Here is a 20,510-nt window from a genome sequence, read left to right as displayed (position 1 = left end):
CTATATGGAAACTAATAGATATTTTAAACGCCTTTTTTATATGTAGATACAAAGGCAATAGCTTTTTTGCTTAGTATCGATCTAGCTCTAGCACCTTGTCCTTCACAAGCTCGTCAAAAAGAAAATCGCTTGTGATGGCTAGTGGACTTGCGCATAGGATTACATTAGGCGCTAGGGCATTTCTTATGTAGAGGGAGATTTGATATGGCAGATTTGACGATGACAAGGCTGCACGAGATAATGGTCGTCCTCCAATCCGTTAGTCTTGTTTTTTATTTTATCGATTATTTGAATAAAGATCGTCATGCACACCGAATTGCGGTGCGGCTGCTCTTTATTGTTTGGATATTGCAAACGGTGTTTTTAGTGTTGTACATAGTCGAAACGAAGCGGTTTCCAATACTATCTTTGTTTGAAGGAATATATTTTTATGCGTGGTTAATCATCCTATTATCCTTAGTGTTGCAGCTTATATTCCGATTAGATTTACCCGCGTTCTTTTTGAATGTGATTGGGTTTATCTTTATGACGATTCATACCTTTGCGCCAAATCAGATTGAACAGTCAGCAGTTGGTGACACATTGCGATCAGAGCTATTATTTATTCATATTACATTTGCTCTATTGGCATATGTCGCTTTTTCTTTATCATTTGTTTTTTCGACATTATACTTAATTTTATATCGTGTGCTGAAAAAGAAAAAATGGACAAATCAGTTTTCTAGATTGCCATCTTTAAAACAAGCAGAAACAGGAATGACGTTATCTATTTTAATAGGGATTCCTTTGTTGTTTGTAAGTTTGGTTCTTGGGTTAGAATGGGCATATGTATCCCTAGAAGTATTTTCTATCGCTGATTTTAAAATTATCAGTTCTTTCTTCTTATTGGTTGTATATATTGTCGTTTTAATAATAAAAAAACGAGCAAAATTTATTGGAACAAACTATGCTTGGGTTCATATATATGCATTTTTATTTGTTTTGATCAATTTTTTATTGGGTAGTCAATTCTCCCAATTCCATTTATGGTATTAACGAAGGGCAACCAAAGCTTGTCGCAAGCGCAATAAACACATTAAAATTTAGACGTAATTATGCCAAGGCGTAATTGATAGAAAGGTAGCGAAAAGATGCGTAAAATTATTGTAGGTTCAAGAAGAAGTAAGTTAGCTTTAACACAAACAAACTGGTTTATACAGCAAATGAAAGATATGGGTGCTCCTTTTGAGTTTGAAGTAAAAGAGATTGTAACAAAAGGAGACCAAATTCTAGATGTGACGCTATCTAAAGTTGGTGGAAAAGGACTTTTTGTAAAAGAAATTGAACAAGCATTATATGACAAAGAAATCGACTTTGCTGTACATAGCATGAAAGATATGCCTTCCGTATTGCCACCAGGATTGGTAATGGGTTGCACACCAAAACGAGTAGATGAAAGAGATGCATTTATCTCAACAAATCATGTGAAATTTGCAGATTTACCTGCAGGAGCAGTTGTTGGGACGAGCAGCTTAAGAAGAAGTGCTCAACTACTATTAATGCGACCAGATATCGAGATTAAATGGATTCGTGGAAATGTGGATACAAGACTTCAAAAGCTGCAAGACGGCGAGTATGATGCGATCATTTTAGCAGCAGCGGGTCTGAAGCGCCTCGGCTGGAGTGACGAAGTAGTGACGGAATATTTGTCACACGAGGATTGTGTTCCTGCAGTAGGACAAGGTTCTTTAGCAATCGAATGTCGCGAAGATGATGCAGAATTGCTTGCAGAGCTTGCGAAGCTTTCGGATAAAGAAACTTGGGATGCTGTACATGCGGAGCGTGCATTTTTGGCTGCTATGGATGGAGGATGCCAAGTGCCTATAGCAGGACATGCGGTTATTGATGGCGATAAAATAACGATGACCGGACTAGTTGCGGCGCCGGATGCATCTGTCGTGTATAAAGAAGTAGTAACGGGAACGGATGCCGAAACAGTAGGAAAAGAAGTAGCGCGCCTAGTTACAGAGCAAGGAGCATATGATTTAATCCAACAAGTAAAGGCAGATTTAAATGACTAATGGGCAACCCTTAAAAGGCGAGCATGTCATTTTTACTGGAATACTAAGATCCTCGGACGCAGTCGATTTAACGTTGCGATTAGGAGGCAATCCAGTAATTGCTCCTTTAATCACGACACAGGAAATCGTTGCGGTAGATGACAAACAGAAATTACTTGCTTGTTACGAATATGATTGGTTGATTTTTACGAGTCAAAGTAGTGTGCATGCATTCTTTTCAAAAATAAAAGAATATGAATTAGATGCATCTTCATTTAAATCTAAAATTGCAGTTGTTGGTTCAAAAACGGCATGTGCCATAGAAAGCCTAGGTTTTCAAGTAAGTTTTACACCTACTGTATTTAGTGCAGATGTTTTTGTACAAGAGTTTCCAACAGTTTCTGCAGCACATGAAAATTGTCTGTTCTTTAAAGGCAATCTGGCTAAAAACACCATAGTTGATGGGTTATCAAATGTAATTGATACATGGACAATATACGAAACGGTGGAAGTAGATGAAAACTCGGAACAAGTTCGAGCACTACTGGAAAGTGGAGAGGGTTGTTCAATTATCTTCACAAGTCCGTCTACTGCAAGTGTATTTCATCGAAGTATAGGAGTTCATACAGGTTATGATCGATTCACCATATGTACTATTGGTCATATTACGAAAAACTATTTAGAATCATTAGGGGCGACCGTACAAGTCATGCCGAAGACATACACGTTATTAGATGTAGTAAATAAATTAGCAGAGTGGAAAGGAAGAGCACAATGACAGAATTAGTATTTCAACGTCACCGTCGTTTAAGAAAAACAGCTGGTATAAGAGCAATGGTCAAAGAAACATATTTACATAAAGAAGATTTAATCTACCCGATTTTCGTAATAGATGGGGAAAATATTAAAAACGCAGTAGCTTCTATGCCTGGTGTTTTCCAATTTTCTTTAGATCGTCTAGCAGAGGAAATAGATGAAGTAGTATCACTAGGTATTCCTTCTGTTATTCTATTTGGACTTCCTGCAGAAAAAGATGCAGTTGGAACACAAGCATATCACGATCACGGAATTGTCCAAAAAGCAATCCGTTTCATAAAAGAACGTCATCCTCACTTGGTAGTCATCGCAGATACTTGTCTATGTGAATTTACAGACCATGGACATTGTGGGGTAGTAGATGCAAATGAGCGTATTTTGAATGATCCTTCTCTTGATTTATTAGCTAAAACAGCAATAAGCCAAGCAGAAGCAGGTGCAGACATTATTGCCCCTTCGAATATGATGGACGGCTTTGTTACGGCTATTCGTCACGGTTTGGATGCTGCAGGATTCGCAGATGTACCAATTATGTCTTATGCGGTGAAATATGCTTCCGCGTATTATGGCCCATTCCGTGAAGCGGCTGATGGAGCGCCAAAATTCGGAGATCGCAAAACGTATCAAATGGATTACTCTAATCGCATGGAAGCAATCCGTGAAGCATCATCTGATATCGAAGAGGGTGCGGATATGTTAATCGTGAAGCCAGCCCTTTCCTATTTAGATATTATCCGTGATGTGAAAAATAACTTTGACTTACCGATCGTTGCTTATAATGTAAGCGGGGAATATGCAATGGTCAAAGCAGCTGCGATTAACGGCTGGATTAACGAAAAAGAAACAGTACTAGAAACGTTAACAGGAATGAAACGTGCCGGAGCAGATATTATCTTAACATATCATGCAAAAGACGTTGCACGTTGGTTGGAGGAGAAATAATGACAAAATCATATGACTTATCTAAACAAGCGTTTACAGAAGCAAAAGAACTAATGCCAGGCGGCGTAAACAGCCCAGTTCGTGCATTTAAATCCGTTGATATGGATCCAATTTTCATGGAAAGTGGTAAAGGTGCCATTTTAACAGACATCGATGGCAATGAATACATCGATTATGTATTGTCATGGGGTCCCCTTATTTTAGGCCATACAGAGCCGAACGTAGTGAAAGCTATCCAAAAAGTAGCGGAAACTGGTACAAGCTTTGGTGCTTCGACAATAATCGAAAACAAGCTTGCTAAACTTGTAATGGACCGAGTACCTTCTATCGAGATGGTTCGCATGGTTTCTTCTGGTACAGAAGCGACAATGAGTGCACTTCGTTTAGCTCGTGGATATACAGGTAGAAATAAAATATTGAAATTTGAAGGTAGTTATCACGGTCATGGAGATAGCCTCCTTATTAAAGCTGGTTCTGGAGTCGCTACGCTTGGTTTACCTGATAGTCCTGGTGTTCCTGAATCGATTGCGAAAAACACGATTGCGGTACCTTATAATGACTTAGAAAGTGTTCGTCACGTATTCGAGAACTTTGGTGATGATTTAGCAGCAGTTATTTTAGAGCCTGTAGCAGGAAATATGGGCGTTGTTCCACCAGTTGAAGGCTTTTTAGAAGAGCTTCGCCAGTTAACAGAGCAAAATGGAACTTTGTTAATCTTTGATGAAGTAATGACTGGATTCCGAGTTGGTTATAATTGTGCACAAGGTTATTTTGGAATCACACCAGATTTGACTTGTCTTGGAAAAGTAATCGGCGGCGGTCTACCTGTTGGTGCTTTTGGTGGAAAGCGAGAAATCATGGAAATGATTGCACCAAGCGGTCCTGTATATCAAGCTGGTACACTTTCTGGGAATCCCCTTGCGATGACAGCAGGGTACGAAACACTTTCTCGTTTAAATGAGGAAACATATGACTATTTCATTAAACTAGGTGACCAATTAGAAAAAGGCTTCCGAGAAGCAGCAACCAAATATAATATTCCCCATACAGTAAATCGTGCTGGTTCAATGATTGGGTTCTTCTTTACAAATGAAAACGTAATTAATTTTGATACAGCAAAAACATCTGATCTGGAGCTATTCGCTAAGTATTTCCGTCTAATGGCAGAGGAAGGTATTTATCTACCACCTTCTCAATTTGAAGGCTTGTTCTTATCAAGTGCCCATACAGAAGCACATATTGAAAAAACAGTACAAGCATTCCATACAGTATTCGAAAAATTAGCAAGATAATAACGAAGGGCCTTGTAAATGCAAGGTCCTTTTTTATCTTTTTGGGGATAGGAAGAAGAAGGTCTGGTATTATATAGGGATACAGCAATGTAATTATCTGCATCTTCATCTTACTCTGATTTTATGAAATGGTTGCTTTCACTAGTGATTTGGTTGCTCTTATGCTGATTTAGTTGATTCCGAATAGAATTGATTGCTCTTAGTCATTAACTGGATAATAGTGCAACGAGGTAGTTCATATTATGGGGATATTGCATTATAAAGATACTAAGATTTGCGCTTCAGGCGGACGCTTACCGTGGGGCGGGCGGTGAGCCTCCTCGTCGCTAGCGCTTCCTGCGGGGTCTAACCTGTCCCGCTGATCCCACAGGTGTCGCCGCCTTGCGCTTCAATCAATGGAACTTGCAGACTACTTTGTATATAAATAGCACACTAAGTTTAGGAGCATCCACCTGGTAGTGTTTTAGTAAAACAATATAGCATATTGTTACTATTAGTCATTTAAGAAGAAATAGCTTCCAATAACTTGATATCCATTGCTTGATAGTCTGTCCCATTCAACTTTGCATGTGATTTTACTTATAGTAAATGTGAGATAAGTTTGGATTTAGTGCATTATTTCTGAATAAGTGGCAAACTCTACTGGATTGGAGCGAAAGGATGGCGACTCCAGCGGGAAAAGTACGAGCTAAAAGCCCCGCAGGAAAGACATTGGTCGAACTTTGTTTGACCAATGTCTTTGCGACGAGTAACAGCAGGAGCATTTGTTTTCAGAGCGACGAGGAGATGGAAGCCGTACCCGCAGAAAGCGTCCATCCTGTAGCGAAAATTCCAGCGGACATTTCATTCAACCTCTAAGACACTTTATCCCTATAATGCCAAACAAAGTAAGCCCTTTAAGTTTTTTAGTCAAACATATTTGACATAATATGATTACTAAAATATAATTGCTTACGAAAAGTAATTAATGAAGAATACTATAAATGAAAATGCAATTTAGTTACGAAGAAAAGAGGAATTAATCATGGTTAATATTCAAACCGTTACAAACGATGCCATTAATGTTTTAAAAGATAAAATACAAGTACTTAAGGCTACAGAAGGATCGATCTACTTAGTTGGACCAATTCGCTTGCCTGTTAACTTACATGGAGAAACAGTGATTTTCCAGTGGTATTGCTGGTTAAATAGCAAGGAAGAAACAGAGGATATCGGACAAATTATAGACAACTTATCTTCTGCTAATTTGGCTGAATATCAACAATCGAGTGTTCTCGTTTATGGGGATTTCCAGCAGGATGAAGAGGCGTTAATCCGTATGCATTCCATTTGCCATACTGGCGATATTTTTGGAAGCAAACGATGTGATTGTGGCTTCCAATTGAAACAATCGATGCAAATGATTGTGGACAATGGATCAGGAGCATTATTTTATTTAGCCAATCACGAAGGTAGAGGAATTGGCTTGTTTAGTAAGGCAATGGCTTATATCCTTCAAGAAAATGGTTCCGATACAGTAGAAGCAAACGAAAAACTAGGTTTTGTCGATGATTCAAGAAATTATAGCGATGCAATTGAAGTGCTAAAAGCATTGCGTTCAAAACCAGTAACATTGATCACCAATAATCCGAAAAAGTTAAAAGCATTGCAAGACGCAGGACTTCCCGTTTCTGGTCGTACTCCTTTATGGGGTGATATATCGGAATATAATGAGTCATACTTACAAACGAAAATCAACCGCTCTGGACATTTGGAGGAAGCAGGTACATTCCTACATGACTAATCATGCGTTTTATATGAATCTTGCGCTTCAAAATGCGCAAGCGATGAAAGGACAAACAGATCCGAATCCACTCGTTGGAGCGGTGATTGTAATGATAATCGTATCGTTGGTGTAGGGGCACATATGAAGGCGGGCGAACCTCATGCAGAAATTCATGCAATTCAAATGGCGGGAGATAAAACAAAAGGGGCTACTATCTATGTAACGCTCGAACCTTGCTCTCATCACGGTCGAACTGGCCCATGTGCAGAGGCCATCGTAAAAGCAGGTATACAAACGGTAGTCATTGCAACGTTAGATCCGAATCCTATCGTATCTGGACGAGGAGTCAAAATCTTGGAAGATGCGGGTATTGACGTTATTGTTGGTGTGGAAGAAGAGGCTTCACGCAAGATGAATGAGGTGTTTAATAAATTCATCGTAGAAAATAAACCATTCGTTACTTTAAAATCGGGGATTACTCTAGATGGTAAAATAGCTTCTCATACAGGCCATAGTAAATGGATTACTTCAGAAGAGGCTAGACACGACGTACATCATCTACGCAATGAGCATATGGCAATATTAGTAGGGGTTAACACGGTTATTGCAGACAATCCTGAGTTAACGACTCGTATCCCGAATGGACGAAATCCACTCCGAATTGTACTGGATTCTTCATTGAAAATACCCCTAGAATCAAAATTAGTTACAGATAAGCTTGCAGATACTTGGATTTTCACTAGTGCAAGCTATGATGAAAAAAAGAAAGAGGCTCTAGAAAAAATAGGTATATCTATATTCCATACTTCTACTCCAAAGCATGTAGATCCACTTGAAGTCGTCACCATTTTAGGAGAAAAATCGATTTCTTCTTTACTTATAGAAGGTGGAGGCACAATTAATGCTGCATTTTTGGAAAACAAATTAATCGATAAGGCAATTATTTATATTGCTCCAAAATTAATTGGTGGGATTAATGCTCCTTCATTTATGGGAGGTACCGGCATCGAAAGTATGAACGATGCAGTAGAACTAGTGGATACGGACGTTGTTAAAATCGGAAAAGATTTTAAGTTTGTCGGATATCCAGTTTATAAAAGAGGGATAACAGAATGAGATTTGGATTTGATATTGACGATACATTGATTAACCTTCGGGAGCACGCTTTCCACGTTTATAATAAAATACTCAATCAAAACATTGCTCTTGAAATTTTTCATGCGTTAAATAAAGTGGAAATACACGAGCCTTTTGGTATGACTGCAGAGGAAGGCTCCAAGATGTGGAACAGCTCTTTAGAAGAAATATATTATACTAACTGTCCACCTTATATAGGTGCAGTGGAATTGTTGCAACAATTAACGAAAGAAGGACATGATATTTTTTATATTACTGCTCGCCCGCCTGAACATGGGGAGCGAACAAAAAAATGGCTAGAAGAACAAGGTTTTCCGGTGAAAGATGAAAATTTCTATTGTGGAATGAAAGATCAAGAAAAAGTAAATATTATTAAAAAATTGCAGTTAGATTATTATTTCGATGACAAACCAGATGTATTAAATACATTGGCTAACTGTGACACGAAAGTATTTGTGAAAACTCAATCCTATAATGAGCATCTAACCATTCCAAGATTTTCAGATTGGGCCGAATGGAAGCAGCTAATAGGGGAAGCTGAAAATTTAAGATAATTGCTAAAGAATCGCTGTTCTATTCGTACCTTCTTTTTCATAAGTTGTCCTATATGAAGGAGGATGACAAATGGAAGTGAAAAATTGGGATGTAAAAGAACAGTTTCTTTTTCCTGCAAGCTTCGGTGTGCCAAAAGATATAAGAACGGTGGCAGTTACTCCACAATTTGAACAACAAGAAACAGAAGAATCGATCCAAATAGTGGGGATCTATCATATTACCTGTCATGTTGAGTTCGAAGAAGGTGAACATGCCCATCATGCAACAAGTGAAATTACAGAAATTGAAGATTTAGATGTACAAGGCGAAGTCGGTTATTTTGAATATGCCGTACCAATGAGTATAGATATTCCAAAAGAAAAATTACGGGCAGGCAGTTCACCTACTTTGAATGTTCAACATGTAAATGCGAAAACCACAGAGCATGCAGCAATTGAAATTGCATGGTCTGTTAATTGCGAATTTGAAGGTCCCAATGAGGAAGCAGTAGAGATCGAAATTGAGATCGAAAAGAAAATAGAATTGGAACCTATTCTGGAAGAAAAAGATGTTAAAGAAAAAAATACAGAAGACACGAATGAAAACGAAAGCACAACAAGAGAAGAGTCTGAACTTCAATTCATTTTAGATTTAGCCGATGGTTACTCCAAGGTTTCCTATCCATCAAATTATGTCTCTGTAAAACAGAAAACAGATGAGGAGTAACAAAACAAGTAATAGAAAATCCCAAGTGGTAGGTACGATTAATACACGTATTAGCTGAAAACCACAAATAGGAATGATGAAACCTTTGCAATAAAAACGTGTTTTGCGCAACCAATCAGGTAACAAATAAGGGTTATAGCCTTTTCTTTTCATAATATTCTCCTTTCACGAGACTTGACTTGACGACATATGATAAGATTAGGTACAATATTGACATCTAAATAATGATGCAATGAATGGGAAGAGTAAAATGACTTGGTTATCAAAAGAAAGGAAACAACTTGCTGAAATGTTTCTGTTAACTACCATTTGAAGGTAGCCCATGAGCAGCCTTTGTGAACTAATAGTAGCAAATGCCGGTTTGAAGCCGTTATCGAATTGAGAGCGTGATGCGCATTTTTTGGCATCTGCGAATAAAGGTGGTACCGCGAACAAACTCCTTCGTCCTTTAATGACGACAGGAGTTTTTTATATTCTTTTTTAGGAGGAAAAATTATGACAAATGAAACGACGATGCCAACAAAGTACGATCCTCAGTCGATTGAAAAAGGTCGATATGAGTGGTGGCTAGAAGGGAAATTCTTCGAAGCACACCCAGAAAGTGATAAGAAACCATATACAATCGTAATTCCACCACCAAACGTAACTGGAAAATTACATTTAGGCCACGCTTGGGATACTACTCTACAAGATATTCTGACACGTATGAAACGTATGCAAGGGTACGATACACTTTGGTTACCAGGAATGGACCACGCAGGTATTGCTACACAAGCAAAAGTAGAAGAAAAACTGCGTTCAGAAAATATTTCTCGCTATGATTTAGGTCGTGAAAAGTTCGTCGAAGAAACATGGAAATGGAAAGAAGAATATGCTGGTCATATCCGTTCGCAATGGGCAAAGCTCGGACTTGGTCTAGACTATTCACGTGAGCGTTTCACATTAGACGAAGGTTTATCGAATGCTGTAAAAGAAGTTTTCGTTAAGCTGTACAACAAAGGTCTAATTTACCGTGGTGAATACATTATTAACTGGGATCCTGCAACAAAAACGGCACTATCTGATATCGAAGTAATTCATAAAGATGTACAGGGTGCATTCTATCATATGCATTACCCCCTAACGGATGGTACTGGTTCTATTGATATTGCAACAACTAGACCAGAAACGATGCTTGGTGATACTGCAGTTGCCGTACATCCTGAAGATGAACGCTATAAACATTTAATCGGTAAAACAGTTAAGCTACCTATCGTTGGCCGTGAAATTCCAATCGTTGGAGACGACTACGTAGATATGGAATTTGGTAGTGGAGCAGTGAAAATTACACCTGCACATGATCCGAACGACTTTGAAATTGGAAATCGTCATAATTTAGAACGAATCCTAGTTATGAATGAAGACGGTACGATGAATAAAAACGCAGCATCCTACGACGGAATGGATCGTTTTGATTGTCGTAAGCAAATCGTCAAAGATTTACAGGATGCAGGTGTTTTATTCAAAATTGAAGAACATCTTCACTCAGTTGGGCATTCAGAGCGTAGTGGAGCAGTTGTAGAGCCGTATTTATCCTTACAATGGTTCGTTAAAATGCAGCCGCTTGCAGAAGAAGCAGTTAAGTTACAACAAGCTGAAGAAAAAGTAAACTTCGTACCTGACCGCTTTGAAAAAACTTATTTAAACTGGATGGAAAATATTCACGATTGGTGTATCTCTCGCCAATTATGGTGGGGTCATCGAATTCCAGCTTGGTACCATAAAGAAACAGGCGAAGTGTATGTTGGACACGAAGCTCCTCTTGACGCAGAAAACTGGGATCAAGACGAAGACGTGCTAGATACTTGGTTCTCCTCTGCGCTATGGCCATTCTCCACACTCGGCTGGCCGAACGCTGAAAACGAAGAGTTCAAAAAGTACTATCCAACGAATGCACTTGTAACCGGTTATGATATTATATTCTTCTGGGTTTCTCGTATGATTTTCCAAGGGGTTGAATTTACAGGAACTCGTCCATTCGATGACGTTTTAATCCACGGACTTGTTCGTGCAGAAGATGGACGGAAAATGTCTAAATCGCTTGGTAACGGTATAGACCCAATGGACGTAATCGACCAATACGGTGCCGATTCTCTACGTTATTTCTTAAGCACAGGTTCATCTCCAGGCCAAGATTTGCGATATTCTACAGAAAAAGTAGAAGCAGTTTGGAACTTTGCCAATAAAATCTGGAATGCATCTCGCTTTGCATTGATGAATATGGACGGTTTGAAATTTGAAGAAATCAATCTAGATGGCAAAAAATCAGTTGCCGATGCATGGATTTTAACACGTCTAAACGAAACGATCGAGCAAGTAACAAGACTTTCAGACAGATATGAATTCGGTGAAGTAGGCCGTGCGCTATATAACTTCATCTGGGATGATTTCTGTGACTGGTATATTGAAATGTCTAAGCTTCCACTAAACGGAGACGATGAAGAAGCGAAGAAAATGACTCGCTCTGTATTAGCATATGTTTTAGATAATACAATGAGACTTCTTCACCCATTCATGCCATTTATCACAGAAGAAATTTGGCAAAACCTACCGCACGAAGGGGAGTCTATTACATTAGCAGCTTGGCCGACTGTAAACGAAGCCCTTTCCAATAAAGAAGAAGCAGCTAGCATGAAATTACTTGCAGAAATTATTCGTGCAGTACGTAATATCCGCTCAGAAGTACAAACGCCAATGAGCAAAAAAGTACCGTTATACATTTCTGCAAAAGATACAGATACGCTAGCAGTACTTGAAGCAAACGCAAAATATTTAGAGCGCTTCTGTAACCCAGAACCGCTTGTAATCGGGCAAGATTTAGAAGCACCTGGACAATCGATGTCTGCTGTTGTAACTGGAGCAGTTTTATACCTTCCACTTCAAGGATTAATCGATATTGATGCAGAAAAAGCTCGTCTAGAAAAAGAATTAGAAAAATGGGCAAAAGAAGTGAAGCTAGTTCAAGGAAAACTATCCAATGAACGCTTCGTATCCAAAGCCCCAGAAGCAGTTGTCGCCGAAGAACGTGCAAAAGAACAAGATTATCTAGAAAAACACGCAACTGTGTTAAAGCGTTTAGAAGAATTGAAAAATCTATGAGAAAAAAGAGTGAGTGGGCGTAAAGTATGCCCGCTCACTCTTTTTAGTTGGAATTTTGGGGGTTTTAGTTGGAAAATTTGGAGGTTTAGTTGGAATTTTGGATGATTTAGTTGTAAAAATAGCGCATTTAGTTGTAATATCCATATTTATGGTGAAAAAAGAGCGCGCGTTAAAATGAGTACAGCCACTTATTAACCGGCTAGATTCTACTTTAGATAGGGAATCAAGTTTAGTTGTAATAAAAGAGGTTTTAGTTGGAAAATTTTGAGGTTTAGTTGGAATTTTGGATGATTTAGTTGTAAAAATAGCGCATTTAGTTGTAATATCCATATTTCTGGTAAAAAAAGAGCGCGCGTTAAAATGAGTACAGCCACTTATTAACCGACTAGATTCTACTTTAGATAGAGAATCGAGTTTAGTTGTAAAAAAAAGAGGTTTTAGTTGGAAATTTTGAGGTTTAGTTGGAATTTTGGATGATTTAGTTGTAAAAATAACGCATTTAGTTATAATATCCATATTTCTGGTAAAAAAAGAGCGCGGCCAATTATCAATCGGCGCGCTCTTTTTTCAGTTAATTTTTTATTTATATGATTCATAATCGGGATCGCAATGTCTTCACCAGTCGTTGCGAAATAGGACCTTGCTCCAACCGGATCTTCGATTTCATTGAATAACCAAGTTCCATCTGGAAGAAGAAGAAAGTCTATTCCGATATAATCACTCTTCAAAGCCTTAGCGATTTTTTGAACATCTGTAGCTTGCTCATTATTTAGTATATATTTTTCGACGGTACCGCCAAGTGTGAAGTTAGATTTGAAGCTATTTTCAGCACCGATGCGTTTTACAGCACCAACAACTTCATCGCCTAACATAAATACGCGTACATCTGTTGCGTTTGTTTCGATATATGTTTGTGCGATGATTGTTTGCGTTTCGTGTTTTTCTAGGAAGAGTAGGGCATCTTCTTTTGTTTGACTAAGCTCTACCTGTGTTCCACCATATCCATCAACCGTTTTTAATACTATTGGATATTCGCTGATATCATATATATTCTGTACTTTCTTTGTTGGGACAGTGGCTATTCCTAGTAGCTGTACTAGCTGAATGGCTTTTAATTTATTGTTAGCTATCACGTTAACTTCTGCCCGATTAAATATTGGAATCCCGAGTTGCTCTAATTTCTTAGCAAGCTTAGGATGCCTAGTTCTAAAAAAGATGAAATCAGTTTCTGGAATTACTGGGTTTTGATCTTCTATAACTGTAAGAGTGATTCCATGGCTCTTTGCGGCCGTAATTAGTCTATCTATAAAACTTCTATTTCGCTCGATTTCTTTTAATTCATAAATCAATAAGCCGTTCATATCGTAACTGCTCCAACTTTAGAAAGTATATAACTAATCATATAGTCTCCAACATTGATACCCGTCACATTATAAAGATTGCGAATATGGGCAACGCCGTTCACTTCACATACTAATGGTTCCTCATCCTCGCCAAATAACAAATCGACTCCCGCAAATTCAGCGTTTAATGCAGCGGCAGCTTGAATGGCTACTTCTTTTTGTCTTTCCGTCAAAATAATAGGGGAGGCAGATCCGCCGTTTGTTATATTGGCACGAAAATCAGTTTCAGATTGACGATGCATGCAAGCGACAACTTCTCCGCCGACAACATTTACGCGTATATCTCGTCCACGACTGTTTTCAATAAATTGTTGGAATACGTATTCAATCCCTCTAAGTTCTTCTACTTTCTCGTAAAATTGCTCTCTAGTTTCGATTAAATAGACACGCATTCCAAATGATCCGTGTGCTTCTTTTATAATCATAGGAAGTTTCAATTTTTCTATCACTTGTTCATAATAACCTGTGTGCACAATCGAAAATTCGGGATACACTTTCGGTGCAATAATTGTTAAGGGCATTGGCACTAATGCTTGAGCTAAAGCGAGATATTGCTGCGCTTTATTGTCACAAATTTCAATGACATTCGGATCATTAAAAACAGGAATGCCTTGGTTTTTTAAATATTTGGCCAGTAATATATCTTTATCGAGAAAGACGACAAAATCAGGTCTCGTTGATAAGTATTCCTGGACATTGATAAGCAGCTCATAGTTCTTCACTAATATTGCTTGGATTCCTTGTTTTTCAGCAGCTTCTTGAAGGAGGAGCGCTTGTTCGATAAATTTATCATGAGTAAGACTACCGTTGTATACAATCCAACATGTTTGCATAATGAAAGACCCCTTCGATTGCGTGTTATAATGGTGTTCATAAGAAGTTTAGCACGAAAAGAACAAACACGAAAGTAGGGTAAGGTGCATGGAAATAACAAATTTTAATATGTACAAAAAAAAGTGGAATATAGAGAGTGAAACAGTGATAAAACCAGGGCTTAAATCCATACAAAAAGCATTAAAAAAACTAGGAGATATACAAAATAAGCATCGTGTTATCCATGTGGCTGGTACAAATGGAAAAGGATCGACCATTGCCTTTTTAAGTGCGCTTGCCAAAGAACATGGTCTTACTTATGGAACCTTTACTTCCCCGAGTATTATAGATGTGCATGATCAAATTCAGCTAAACGGACAAAACGTAACGGAGCAACAGATGGACGAGGCATTTCGAAAAATGCAATTGGCTGAGCTAAGTGGCATGTTAACTGATTTTGAATTGTTAACTGTCATTGCATTTCTCGTTTTTGAACAAATCCAACTAGATTTAGTTTTTATCGAGACGGGCATGGGGGGAAGATTGGACAGTACCAATGTTATGGAACAATCTATCGCCGTAATTCCGAGCATATCTATCGATCATACGAATTTCTTAGGAGATACGATCGAACAAATAAGTTGGCATAAAGCAGGGATAATTAAAGCTAACAGCAAATTAATAATAGGTGCACTTTCAGAGCGTGCAAAACATATTGTTCATGAAGTTGCTAGAGAACAAAACGCAAGTATTTTGGAATTTGAAAAAAAACTTTTCTATACACGAAAATAAGTATAGATATGGAAAAACTACTACATTCACAGATTTATATCCTCAAATGTTAGGCAAACATCAATTATCCAATATGGCCTTAGCAATCACTGCACTTATAGAAAGTGGAGTTTTGTTAAAGGAAAGTGCTGTTCAACAAGCTGTAAAAAAAGCAAGCTTACTAGGTAGAATGGAAAGAGTAGAAGAAAACGTTTATTTTGATGGTGCGCATAACGAGGCAAGTATAGATGCATTAGTAGAAACAATTAAAGATGTTTTTCCGAACAAAAATATCCACTTTATCGTTGGCATCTTGAAAGACAAGGATTATATATATATGCTAAGAAAATTAGAGGAAGTTGCAACCTCTTTTCAATTTGTGAACTTTCATCATGAGCGAGCACTATCGGCTTCCATTTTATACAAACACAGTTTACACAGTGAAAAATGTATTACTAAAGATATAAGTAAAATACATTTAAAGAATAATGATAATTCCGATATAACTATTGTCACAGGTTCTCTATATTTCCTTACAGAAATAAGAGCAAAAATAGTTAAATGGTAATTTAAATATTCTATAAATTTCGTGTACAATGAAGGTGAAGAAAAAACGTGCTATTTGGAATGGTTAGAATATACTAACGAGGTGGAAAATAGTTCTATGAATATTTCGAATAAGGCAAAAAAGAATATTTATATTTTATGGCTATTATTAGTGCCTCTTGGGACATATTTAGCTTATGAATACGCGCCGACACGACAAATTGATTGGGGAACTTTGTCTTTATTAATCCTTTTGGGGTTATTAACGACCATTTTTCCGTTTTTTATTTCTGGAACTACGATGTTTCTTGTGCAGTGGGTTACGTTAGCAATCTTTTTGAATTATGGTATCTTTGCGGAATTGCTTGTGATGCAATTATGTTTAATACCAATTGCTTATCATATGAAAACAAATCGAGAGAATGTGTACCGAATTGTTTATAGTTCCTTTATGTTTTTTTTAGTGTCTATTTTATGTGGGACAATTGTTCATGTTCTTGGGTTTGAATTAGGCTCATTAGTCGTAAAAGACATATTAATTTACGGTTCTATTTATGCTTCTTTATACGTACTTCTTAATCATTTATTTTTATATGTGCGTGATGTAGTGACAGGTCTAAAGCCAAAATTTCTCACGAAAGATTTTGGGTGGGACCTTATAGGATTATTGATGACATTGCCTTTTGGTTTAAGCTTATATTTTCTGCAAAGCTATGTTGGAACAAGTGCGTTTTGGCTGCTCGGGATACCCTTTATATTAATCACCATATTAATAAGGCTTTATAGTGATTCGGAAAAAGTGAATAGTGATTTGAACAAAGCTAGTGAGTTCGGACATGAACTAGCGGAGCGGATGACCAGCAAAGAGATTATCGATATGTTCATCGAAAGAATTGCTAATATGTTTCCGATCGATGCTGCTTATATCGTCGATGATTTATATGGAAGCTTTGAAATTTTAAGGGCAATTGAAGATGGAGAAAACAAAGATCTACACTTTGCACATGAAGAGCTGGAACAGAGCCTGGCAGGAATTGTTTACGAAAAAGGGGTTCCTACCTTATATAATAAGCAAAGTGAATGGATTCATATAAAACCACCATTTTAAGTTTAGAGATGCAGAGTGTCATGTGTGTGCCTGTTTATCGAAATAAAAAAATAGAAGGTGTCTTAGTCTTAGCATCTCGCAACAAATACTCATTTGAAGCATATCAACTTAAAATCGTTCATTTACTCTGTTCTTATTTTGCGGTTTCTGTAGAAAAGGCTAAATATGTAAGAGCTGCACTTGCTAAAAGTGAACGTTGTGAATTAACAAAATTGCATAATTACCGATACCTGGATAGGCAACTTGAATCAGATATGGAAAAATTATCGCTCGGTCAGCATAGTACTTTGTCACTCATCATGATGGATATCGATAAATTCAAGACAGTCAATGATACGTTTGGCCATCATAGCGGAAATCTCATATTAAAAGAATTTGCCCAAATTATCAAAAGGGAAATAGGTAGTAGCGGTACGGTTGCAAGATATGGTGGAGAAGAATTTGTCATTTTACTTCCAAATTATACGAAAACAGAAGCATTCCATGTCGCCGAACAGCTTCGTCTAAAAATAGAACAAACACCGTTCATCGTCCAATCTGACCTAGACCAAACGGCTGGTGAGCAAATCATTTTCATCACAGCAAGTATCGGTGTTTCCACCGCACCTGAAGACAGCGACGAAGGTATGTCGCTTCTTCGAAATGCGGATCGTGCGTTGTATACGGGTGCGAAGCAGGCGGGTAGGAATCGAGTTGCGGAGTATGTTAGGTAAATGCTATAGTGAAATAGAACCAATAACCAATTAGATTATGCTAATTGGTTTTTTTAATACCCATAAATGAAAACCCTAGGAAAAAGGAATGAAAAAATAATGAAGTTTAGTGTTCGTTTAAACACAAAGGGATTAACTCTTATTGAAATTCTAGTATCTATCATTTAATTACTATTATTATAACTACATTCTTTTCATTATTTATACAGTCTGCAAGAACCGGTAAAACTTCTGAAGAGGTGGTAGATGCAACTTATATAGCACAAGCGGAAATGGAAAAAATATACGAGATTAGTAAAAGGGAGATTTAAACAATGGAGTTGGGGAAATAGTAAATAGGTTAAATTACAAACGAACTAATCCAAACGAATATATATTTTCAAAGAAGACTAATGGGTTATACATTAATCTAAAATTAAAAAATCATTATTATCCAGGAATGTCTTATCTTATAATAGAAGTTTTTGAACAGGAGAATGGGAAACGACCGAGAGCTAAAATGGAAACGATTTTGGAATGGGAGTCATAAATTATGCGCAAACACTTGAATAATGGAAAAGGCATCACGCTAGTAGAACTTCTTGCAGCTATTGTGCTTGCTAGTATTGTGATGTTGTTAGTTTATAGTTTGCTAATGTCTGGTACCAAACAATACAAAAATCAACTTGAGAAAAACAATCAACTAACCGATATCTCTTATGCTTTAAAAATGATTACAAAAGATATAAGAAAAACAGAAAATCCTCAAATAATCAGTAATAGCAAAATAAAGTTAGATGGTATCAACTACTCACTTGATGGTAACACAATTACTAGAAATGGTGTTGTCATAGCTAGTTCCATTAAACGCTTTCAAGTGACAAGCGAAAACGATAAGTGGTTTATCGAAATAGAAAGTTCTAATCGAGCAGGAGTAGAAAAGACTGAAAAAACTGAAGTCTATCTTAGGAAAGGTGATGAGTAAGTTTGAAATTCAAAAGTTTCAAAAAGGCTTGGAATTTAGATTCAAATGGTTTTACACTTTTAGGTGTATTAATGATATTAGTTCTTTTTAGTGTTTTAGGGGTAAGTATATTAGCGGTGGCTAATAATAGTTTAAAATTATCTGGTAATGAACGTACTGATCAATCCACTTTCTATATAGCTGAAGCTGGGATTGTTGTAACTAGAAAAGATATGGAGGATAAATTGCAACTGGCATACGACTATGCATACTTTAAAACTAGAGAGGACTATAAAAAAGCAGAAGATGAATATTATAAACGTCCCCTAAAAGAGCAAACAGGGTTTAAGTTTGACTTTGCAACTACATTAGAAAAATACTATATAGCTAAGGTAAAAACAGACTTGCCAAAATCCCGAATAGTAAAATCGGATAGCATTGACTTTAAAGATAGATTCATTTTTGAAGAGAACTATGATGAAGGTGATGTTAGAACCGATCAAATCGCAACAGTAACCATCACCAGAGAAAAGGAAACTAGTGATGCTCTTGAGTATAAACTCACATCGGTCGGTTCAATCGGCAATAAAGAGCGAACCGTTAAACAAAAATTGATCGTCAATTTAAAAGTTGGAAATCTTGGAGATCCTGGAACTCCAGAGATACCGGGTACCCCAGGAACGCCAGGACATGGGGGAGGCCTAGTAGAAGGTTTGCCCGAAAATACAGCAATTATGGTGAAAAATGAAGTAATGATAAAAAGTTCAACAGTAACTGGAAATATTGCAACTCTTAAACCAGGAGCAAAAAGTATAACGATTGACTGGGGTGTCCCTGCTATCAATGGTTCATTTTTCGTACCTAGCGGTTCAGAAGCGACTGCTTTAACGAAACCGGCCTCTATGGGGTTTTCCCCTCAAGTAAATGGTGCTAAGATGGGAAGCTTACCAGATCTACCACCGTTTCCATCCATTCCGAGTTATAAGCTTTCGAGTAACTATATATCACCAGAAGATGGATCTTCTTCTTTAAAAGTGCAAAACAATACTTTAATGGGGACTTTAAAAGTATCGGGAAGTCATATATTGACAATAGATATAGGCGATAGCGACAGAGAAATTGTACTAGATAATTTGGAGATTAGTGGTAGCGCTCAAGTAATTGTAAGAGGGACCGGTAAGTTAACTATGTATGTAAAAAATAAATTTTATGTAACAGGGAGTGGAAAATTTAATGTGCAATCTTCGAATAAAAACACAGAAATCTTTTACTCAGGAAGTGAAGTTTTGGGGAAAAACTTTGGAGGAGGTGCAGAGATATACGCTTCTCTATATGCCCAAAAAGCCAATGTAGAAATTGCTTCTAGTACTAGAATTTATGGGAATATTCTCTCTGGTGGCACCTCATTTATTGTAAGAGGTGAAGGAAAAGTTGGTCCTTCTTTATACTTTGCTCCTAATGCTCATTTTGAAGTTAGAAATAGCGGGAAAGTGACAGGAACAATTATTGGTAATTCGATAAGCATGGAAGGAGAGGGTTTAATACATTTTGGAGAACCACAATATAATACATGGGTTCCTGGGACTCCGGGTACACCAAGTACGCCTGGAACACCGCCAACCAAAGCTCCGAATCCCGATTTAACTAAAAGAGAGCCTCTGATCGAAATTTAGTCATATCATTATAAAGAATCTATTTTATAAAATATAAAACATATATTGGAACTATTAAACACACAAAATAGGTCTATAAGACTGAATATTGGTTTGTTGATATTTCTAAAGTTCTAAATGAATTTTATTTATTTATAAATTTTATGTTAAC

General features: G+C 37.3%; 17 protein-coding genes, 1 pseudogene and 1 other annotated feature. Of the genes and pseudogenes, 16 read left to right on the top strand and 2 right to left on the bottom strand.

Features of this window, described 5'->3' with window-relative positions; genetic code table 11:
- Positions 1 to 204: 204 nt before the first annotated feature.
- The 10 genes and pseudogenes from OR571_RS14490 to OR571_RS14440 all read left to right on the top strand — a co-directional run bounded on the left by OR571_RS14490 (position 205) and on the right by OR571_RS14440 (position 12,389).
- Complete coding sequence (locus OR571_RS14490) at positions 205 to 1,035, top strand: cytochrome C assembly family protein (RefSeq protein WP_282243766.1); 831 nt, start codon at positions 205 to 207, stop codon at positions 1,033 to 1,035.
- Between the two features lie 95 nt (positions 1,036 to 1,130).
- Entirely contained in the window at positions 1,131 to 2,060 is a 930-nt protein-coding gene (gene hemC, locus OR571_RS14485; RefSeq protein ID WP_282243764.1) for a hydroxymethylbilane synthase, read from the top strand.
- A complete protein-coding gene (locus OR571_RS14480) occupies positions 2,053 to 2,817 on the top strand; it encodes a uroporphyrinogen-III synthase (protein ID WP_282243762.1) in 765 nt (254 codons plus the stop codon). The genes hemC and OR571_RS14480 overlap by 8 nt, the downstream gene beginning before the upstream one ends.
- On the top strand, positions 2,814 to 3,797 hold the full coding sequence (hemB, locus tag OR571_RS14475; protein ID WP_282243760.1) for a porphobilinogen synthase: 984 nt from the start codon (positions 2,814 to 2,816) through the stop codon (positions 3,795 to 3,797). Before OR571_RS14480 ends, hemB begins: the two co-directional genes overlap by 4 nt.
- Complete coding sequence (gene hemL / locus OR571_RS14470; protein WP_282243758.1) at positions 3,797 to 5,089, top strand: glutamate-1-semialdehyde 2,1-aminomutase; 1,293 nt, start codon at positions 3,797 to 3,799, stop codon at positions 5,087 to 5,089. Before hemB ends, hemL begins: the two co-directional genes overlap by 1 nt.
- Before the next feature lie 1,024 nt (positions 5,090 to 6,113).
- The gene (locus OR571_RS14465; protein ID WP_282243756.1) at positions 6,114 to 6,872 is read left to right on the top strand and encodes a GTP cyclohydrolase II; all 759 of its coding nucleotides are present in this window, start codon (positions 6,114 to 6,116) and stop codon (positions 6,870 to 6,872) included.
- Positions 6,865 to 7,970 (top strand): annotated as a pseudogene (ribD, locus tag OR571_RS14460) (bifunctional diaminohydroxyphosphoribosylaminopyrimidine deaminase/5-amino-6-(5-phosphoribosylamino)uracil reductase RibD). The gene OR571_RS14465 and the pseudogene ribD overlap by 8 nt, the downstream one beginning before the upstream one ends.
- A complete protein-coding gene (locus tag OR571_RS14455; RefSeq protein ID WP_282243754.1) occupies positions 7,967 to 8,545 on the top strand; it encodes a 5' nucleotidase, NT5C type in 579 nt (192 codons plus the stop codon). The pseudogene ribD and the gene OR571_RS14455 overlap by 4 nt, the downstream one beginning before the upstream one ends.
- 70 nt (positions 8,546 to 8,615) lie before the next feature.
- The gene (locus tag OR571_RS14450; RefSeq protein ID WP_282243752.1) at positions 8,616 to 9,251 is read left to right on the top strand and encodes a hypothetical protein; all 636 of its coding nucleotides are present in this window, start codon (positions 8,616 to 8,618) and stop codon (positions 9,249 to 9,251) included.
- Between the two features lie 223 nt (positions 9,252 to 9,474).
- Positions 9,475 to 9,703, top strand: a binding site (T-box leader).
- Between the two features lie 43 nt (positions 9,704 to 9,746).
- Entirely contained in the window at positions 9,747 to 12,389 is a 2,643-nt protein-coding gene (locus OR571_RS14440; RefSeq protein ID WP_282243748.1) for a valine--tRNA ligase, read from the top strand.
- A gap of 503 nt (positions 12,390 to 12,892) precedes the next feature.
- Here OR571_RS14440 and OR571_RS14435 read toward each other — a convergent pair.
- Together OR571_RS14435 and OR571_RS14430 are read right to left on the bottom strand one after the other, a co-directional pair.
- On the bottom strand, positions 12,893 to 13,750 hold the full coding sequence (locus OR571_RS14435) for an ATP-grasp domain-containing protein (protein WP_282243746.1): 858 nt from the start codon (positions 13,748 to 13,750) through the stop codon (positions 12,893 to 12,895).
- Complete coding sequence (locus OR571_RS14430) at positions 13,747 to 14,625, bottom strand: ATP-grasp domain-containing protein (RefSeq protein WP_282243744.1); 879 nt, start codon at positions 14,623 to 14,625, stop codon at positions 13,747 to 13,749. The genes OR571_RS14435 and OR571_RS14430 overlap by 4 nt, the downstream gene beginning before the upstream one ends.
- Positions 14,626 to 14,713: 88 nt before the next feature.
- On the opposite strand from OR571_RS14430, the gene OR571_RS14425 reads away from it, so the two are divergent.
- The 6 genes from OR571_RS14425 (at position 14,714) to OR571_RS14400 (ending at position 20,359) form a co-directional block, all read left to right on the top strand.
- Positions 14,714 to 15,397, top strand: a complete 684-nt coding sequence (locus OR571_RS14425; RefSeq protein WP_282243742.1) for a bifunctional folylpolyglutamate synthase/dihydrofolate synthase — start codon at positions 14,714 to 14,716, stop codon at positions 15,395 to 15,397.
- Positions 15,366 to 15,944, top strand: coding sequence for a glutamate ligase domain-containing protein (locus tag OR571_RS14420; RefSeq protein ID WP_282243740.1), 579 nt, complete (start codon positions 15,366 to 15,368; stop codon positions 15,942 to 15,944). Before OR571_RS14425 ends, OR571_RS14420 begins: the two co-directional genes overlap by 32 nt.
- Positions 15,945 to 16,040: 96 nt before the next feature.
- Positions 16,041 to 17,030: a hypothetical protein gene (locus OR571_RS14415; protein ID WP_282243738.1), complete on the top strand. Its 990-nt coding sequence runs from the start codon at positions 16,041 to 16,043 to the stop codon at positions 17,028 to 17,030.
- On the top strand, positions 17,003 to 17,743 hold the full coding sequence (locus OR571_RS14410) for a sensor domain-containing diguanylate cyclase (RefSeq protein WP_282243736.1): 741 nt from the start codon (positions 17,003 to 17,005) through the stop codon (positions 17,741 to 17,743). The genes OR571_RS14415 and OR571_RS14410 overlap by 28 nt, the downstream gene beginning before the upstream one ends.
- A 532-nt stretch (positions 17,744 to 18,275) precedes the next feature.
- Positions 18,276 to 18,707, top strand: coding sequence for a PilW family protein (locus OR571_RS14405; protein ID WP_282243734.1), 432 nt, complete (start codon positions 18,276 to 18,278; stop codon positions 18,705 to 18,707).
- Positions 18,708 to 18,709: 2 nt separating this feature from the next.
- Entirely contained in the window at positions 18,710 to 20,359 is a 1,650-nt protein-coding gene (locus OR571_RS14400; RefSeq protein WP_282243732.1) for a pilus assembly PilX N-terminal domain-containing protein, read from the top strand.
- The last annotated feature ends 151 nt before the right edge of the window (positions 20,360 to 20,510 follow it).

Origin of the sequence: Psychrobacillus sp. NEAU-3TGS (assembly GCF_029955155.1) — a bacterium.
Lineage (GTDB): Bacteria > Bacillota > Bacilli > Bacillales_A > Planococcaceae > Psychrobacillus.
The sequence above is the reverse complement of the archived record's forward strand: the minus strand, read 5'-3'. Positions and strand labels throughout refer to the sequence as shown.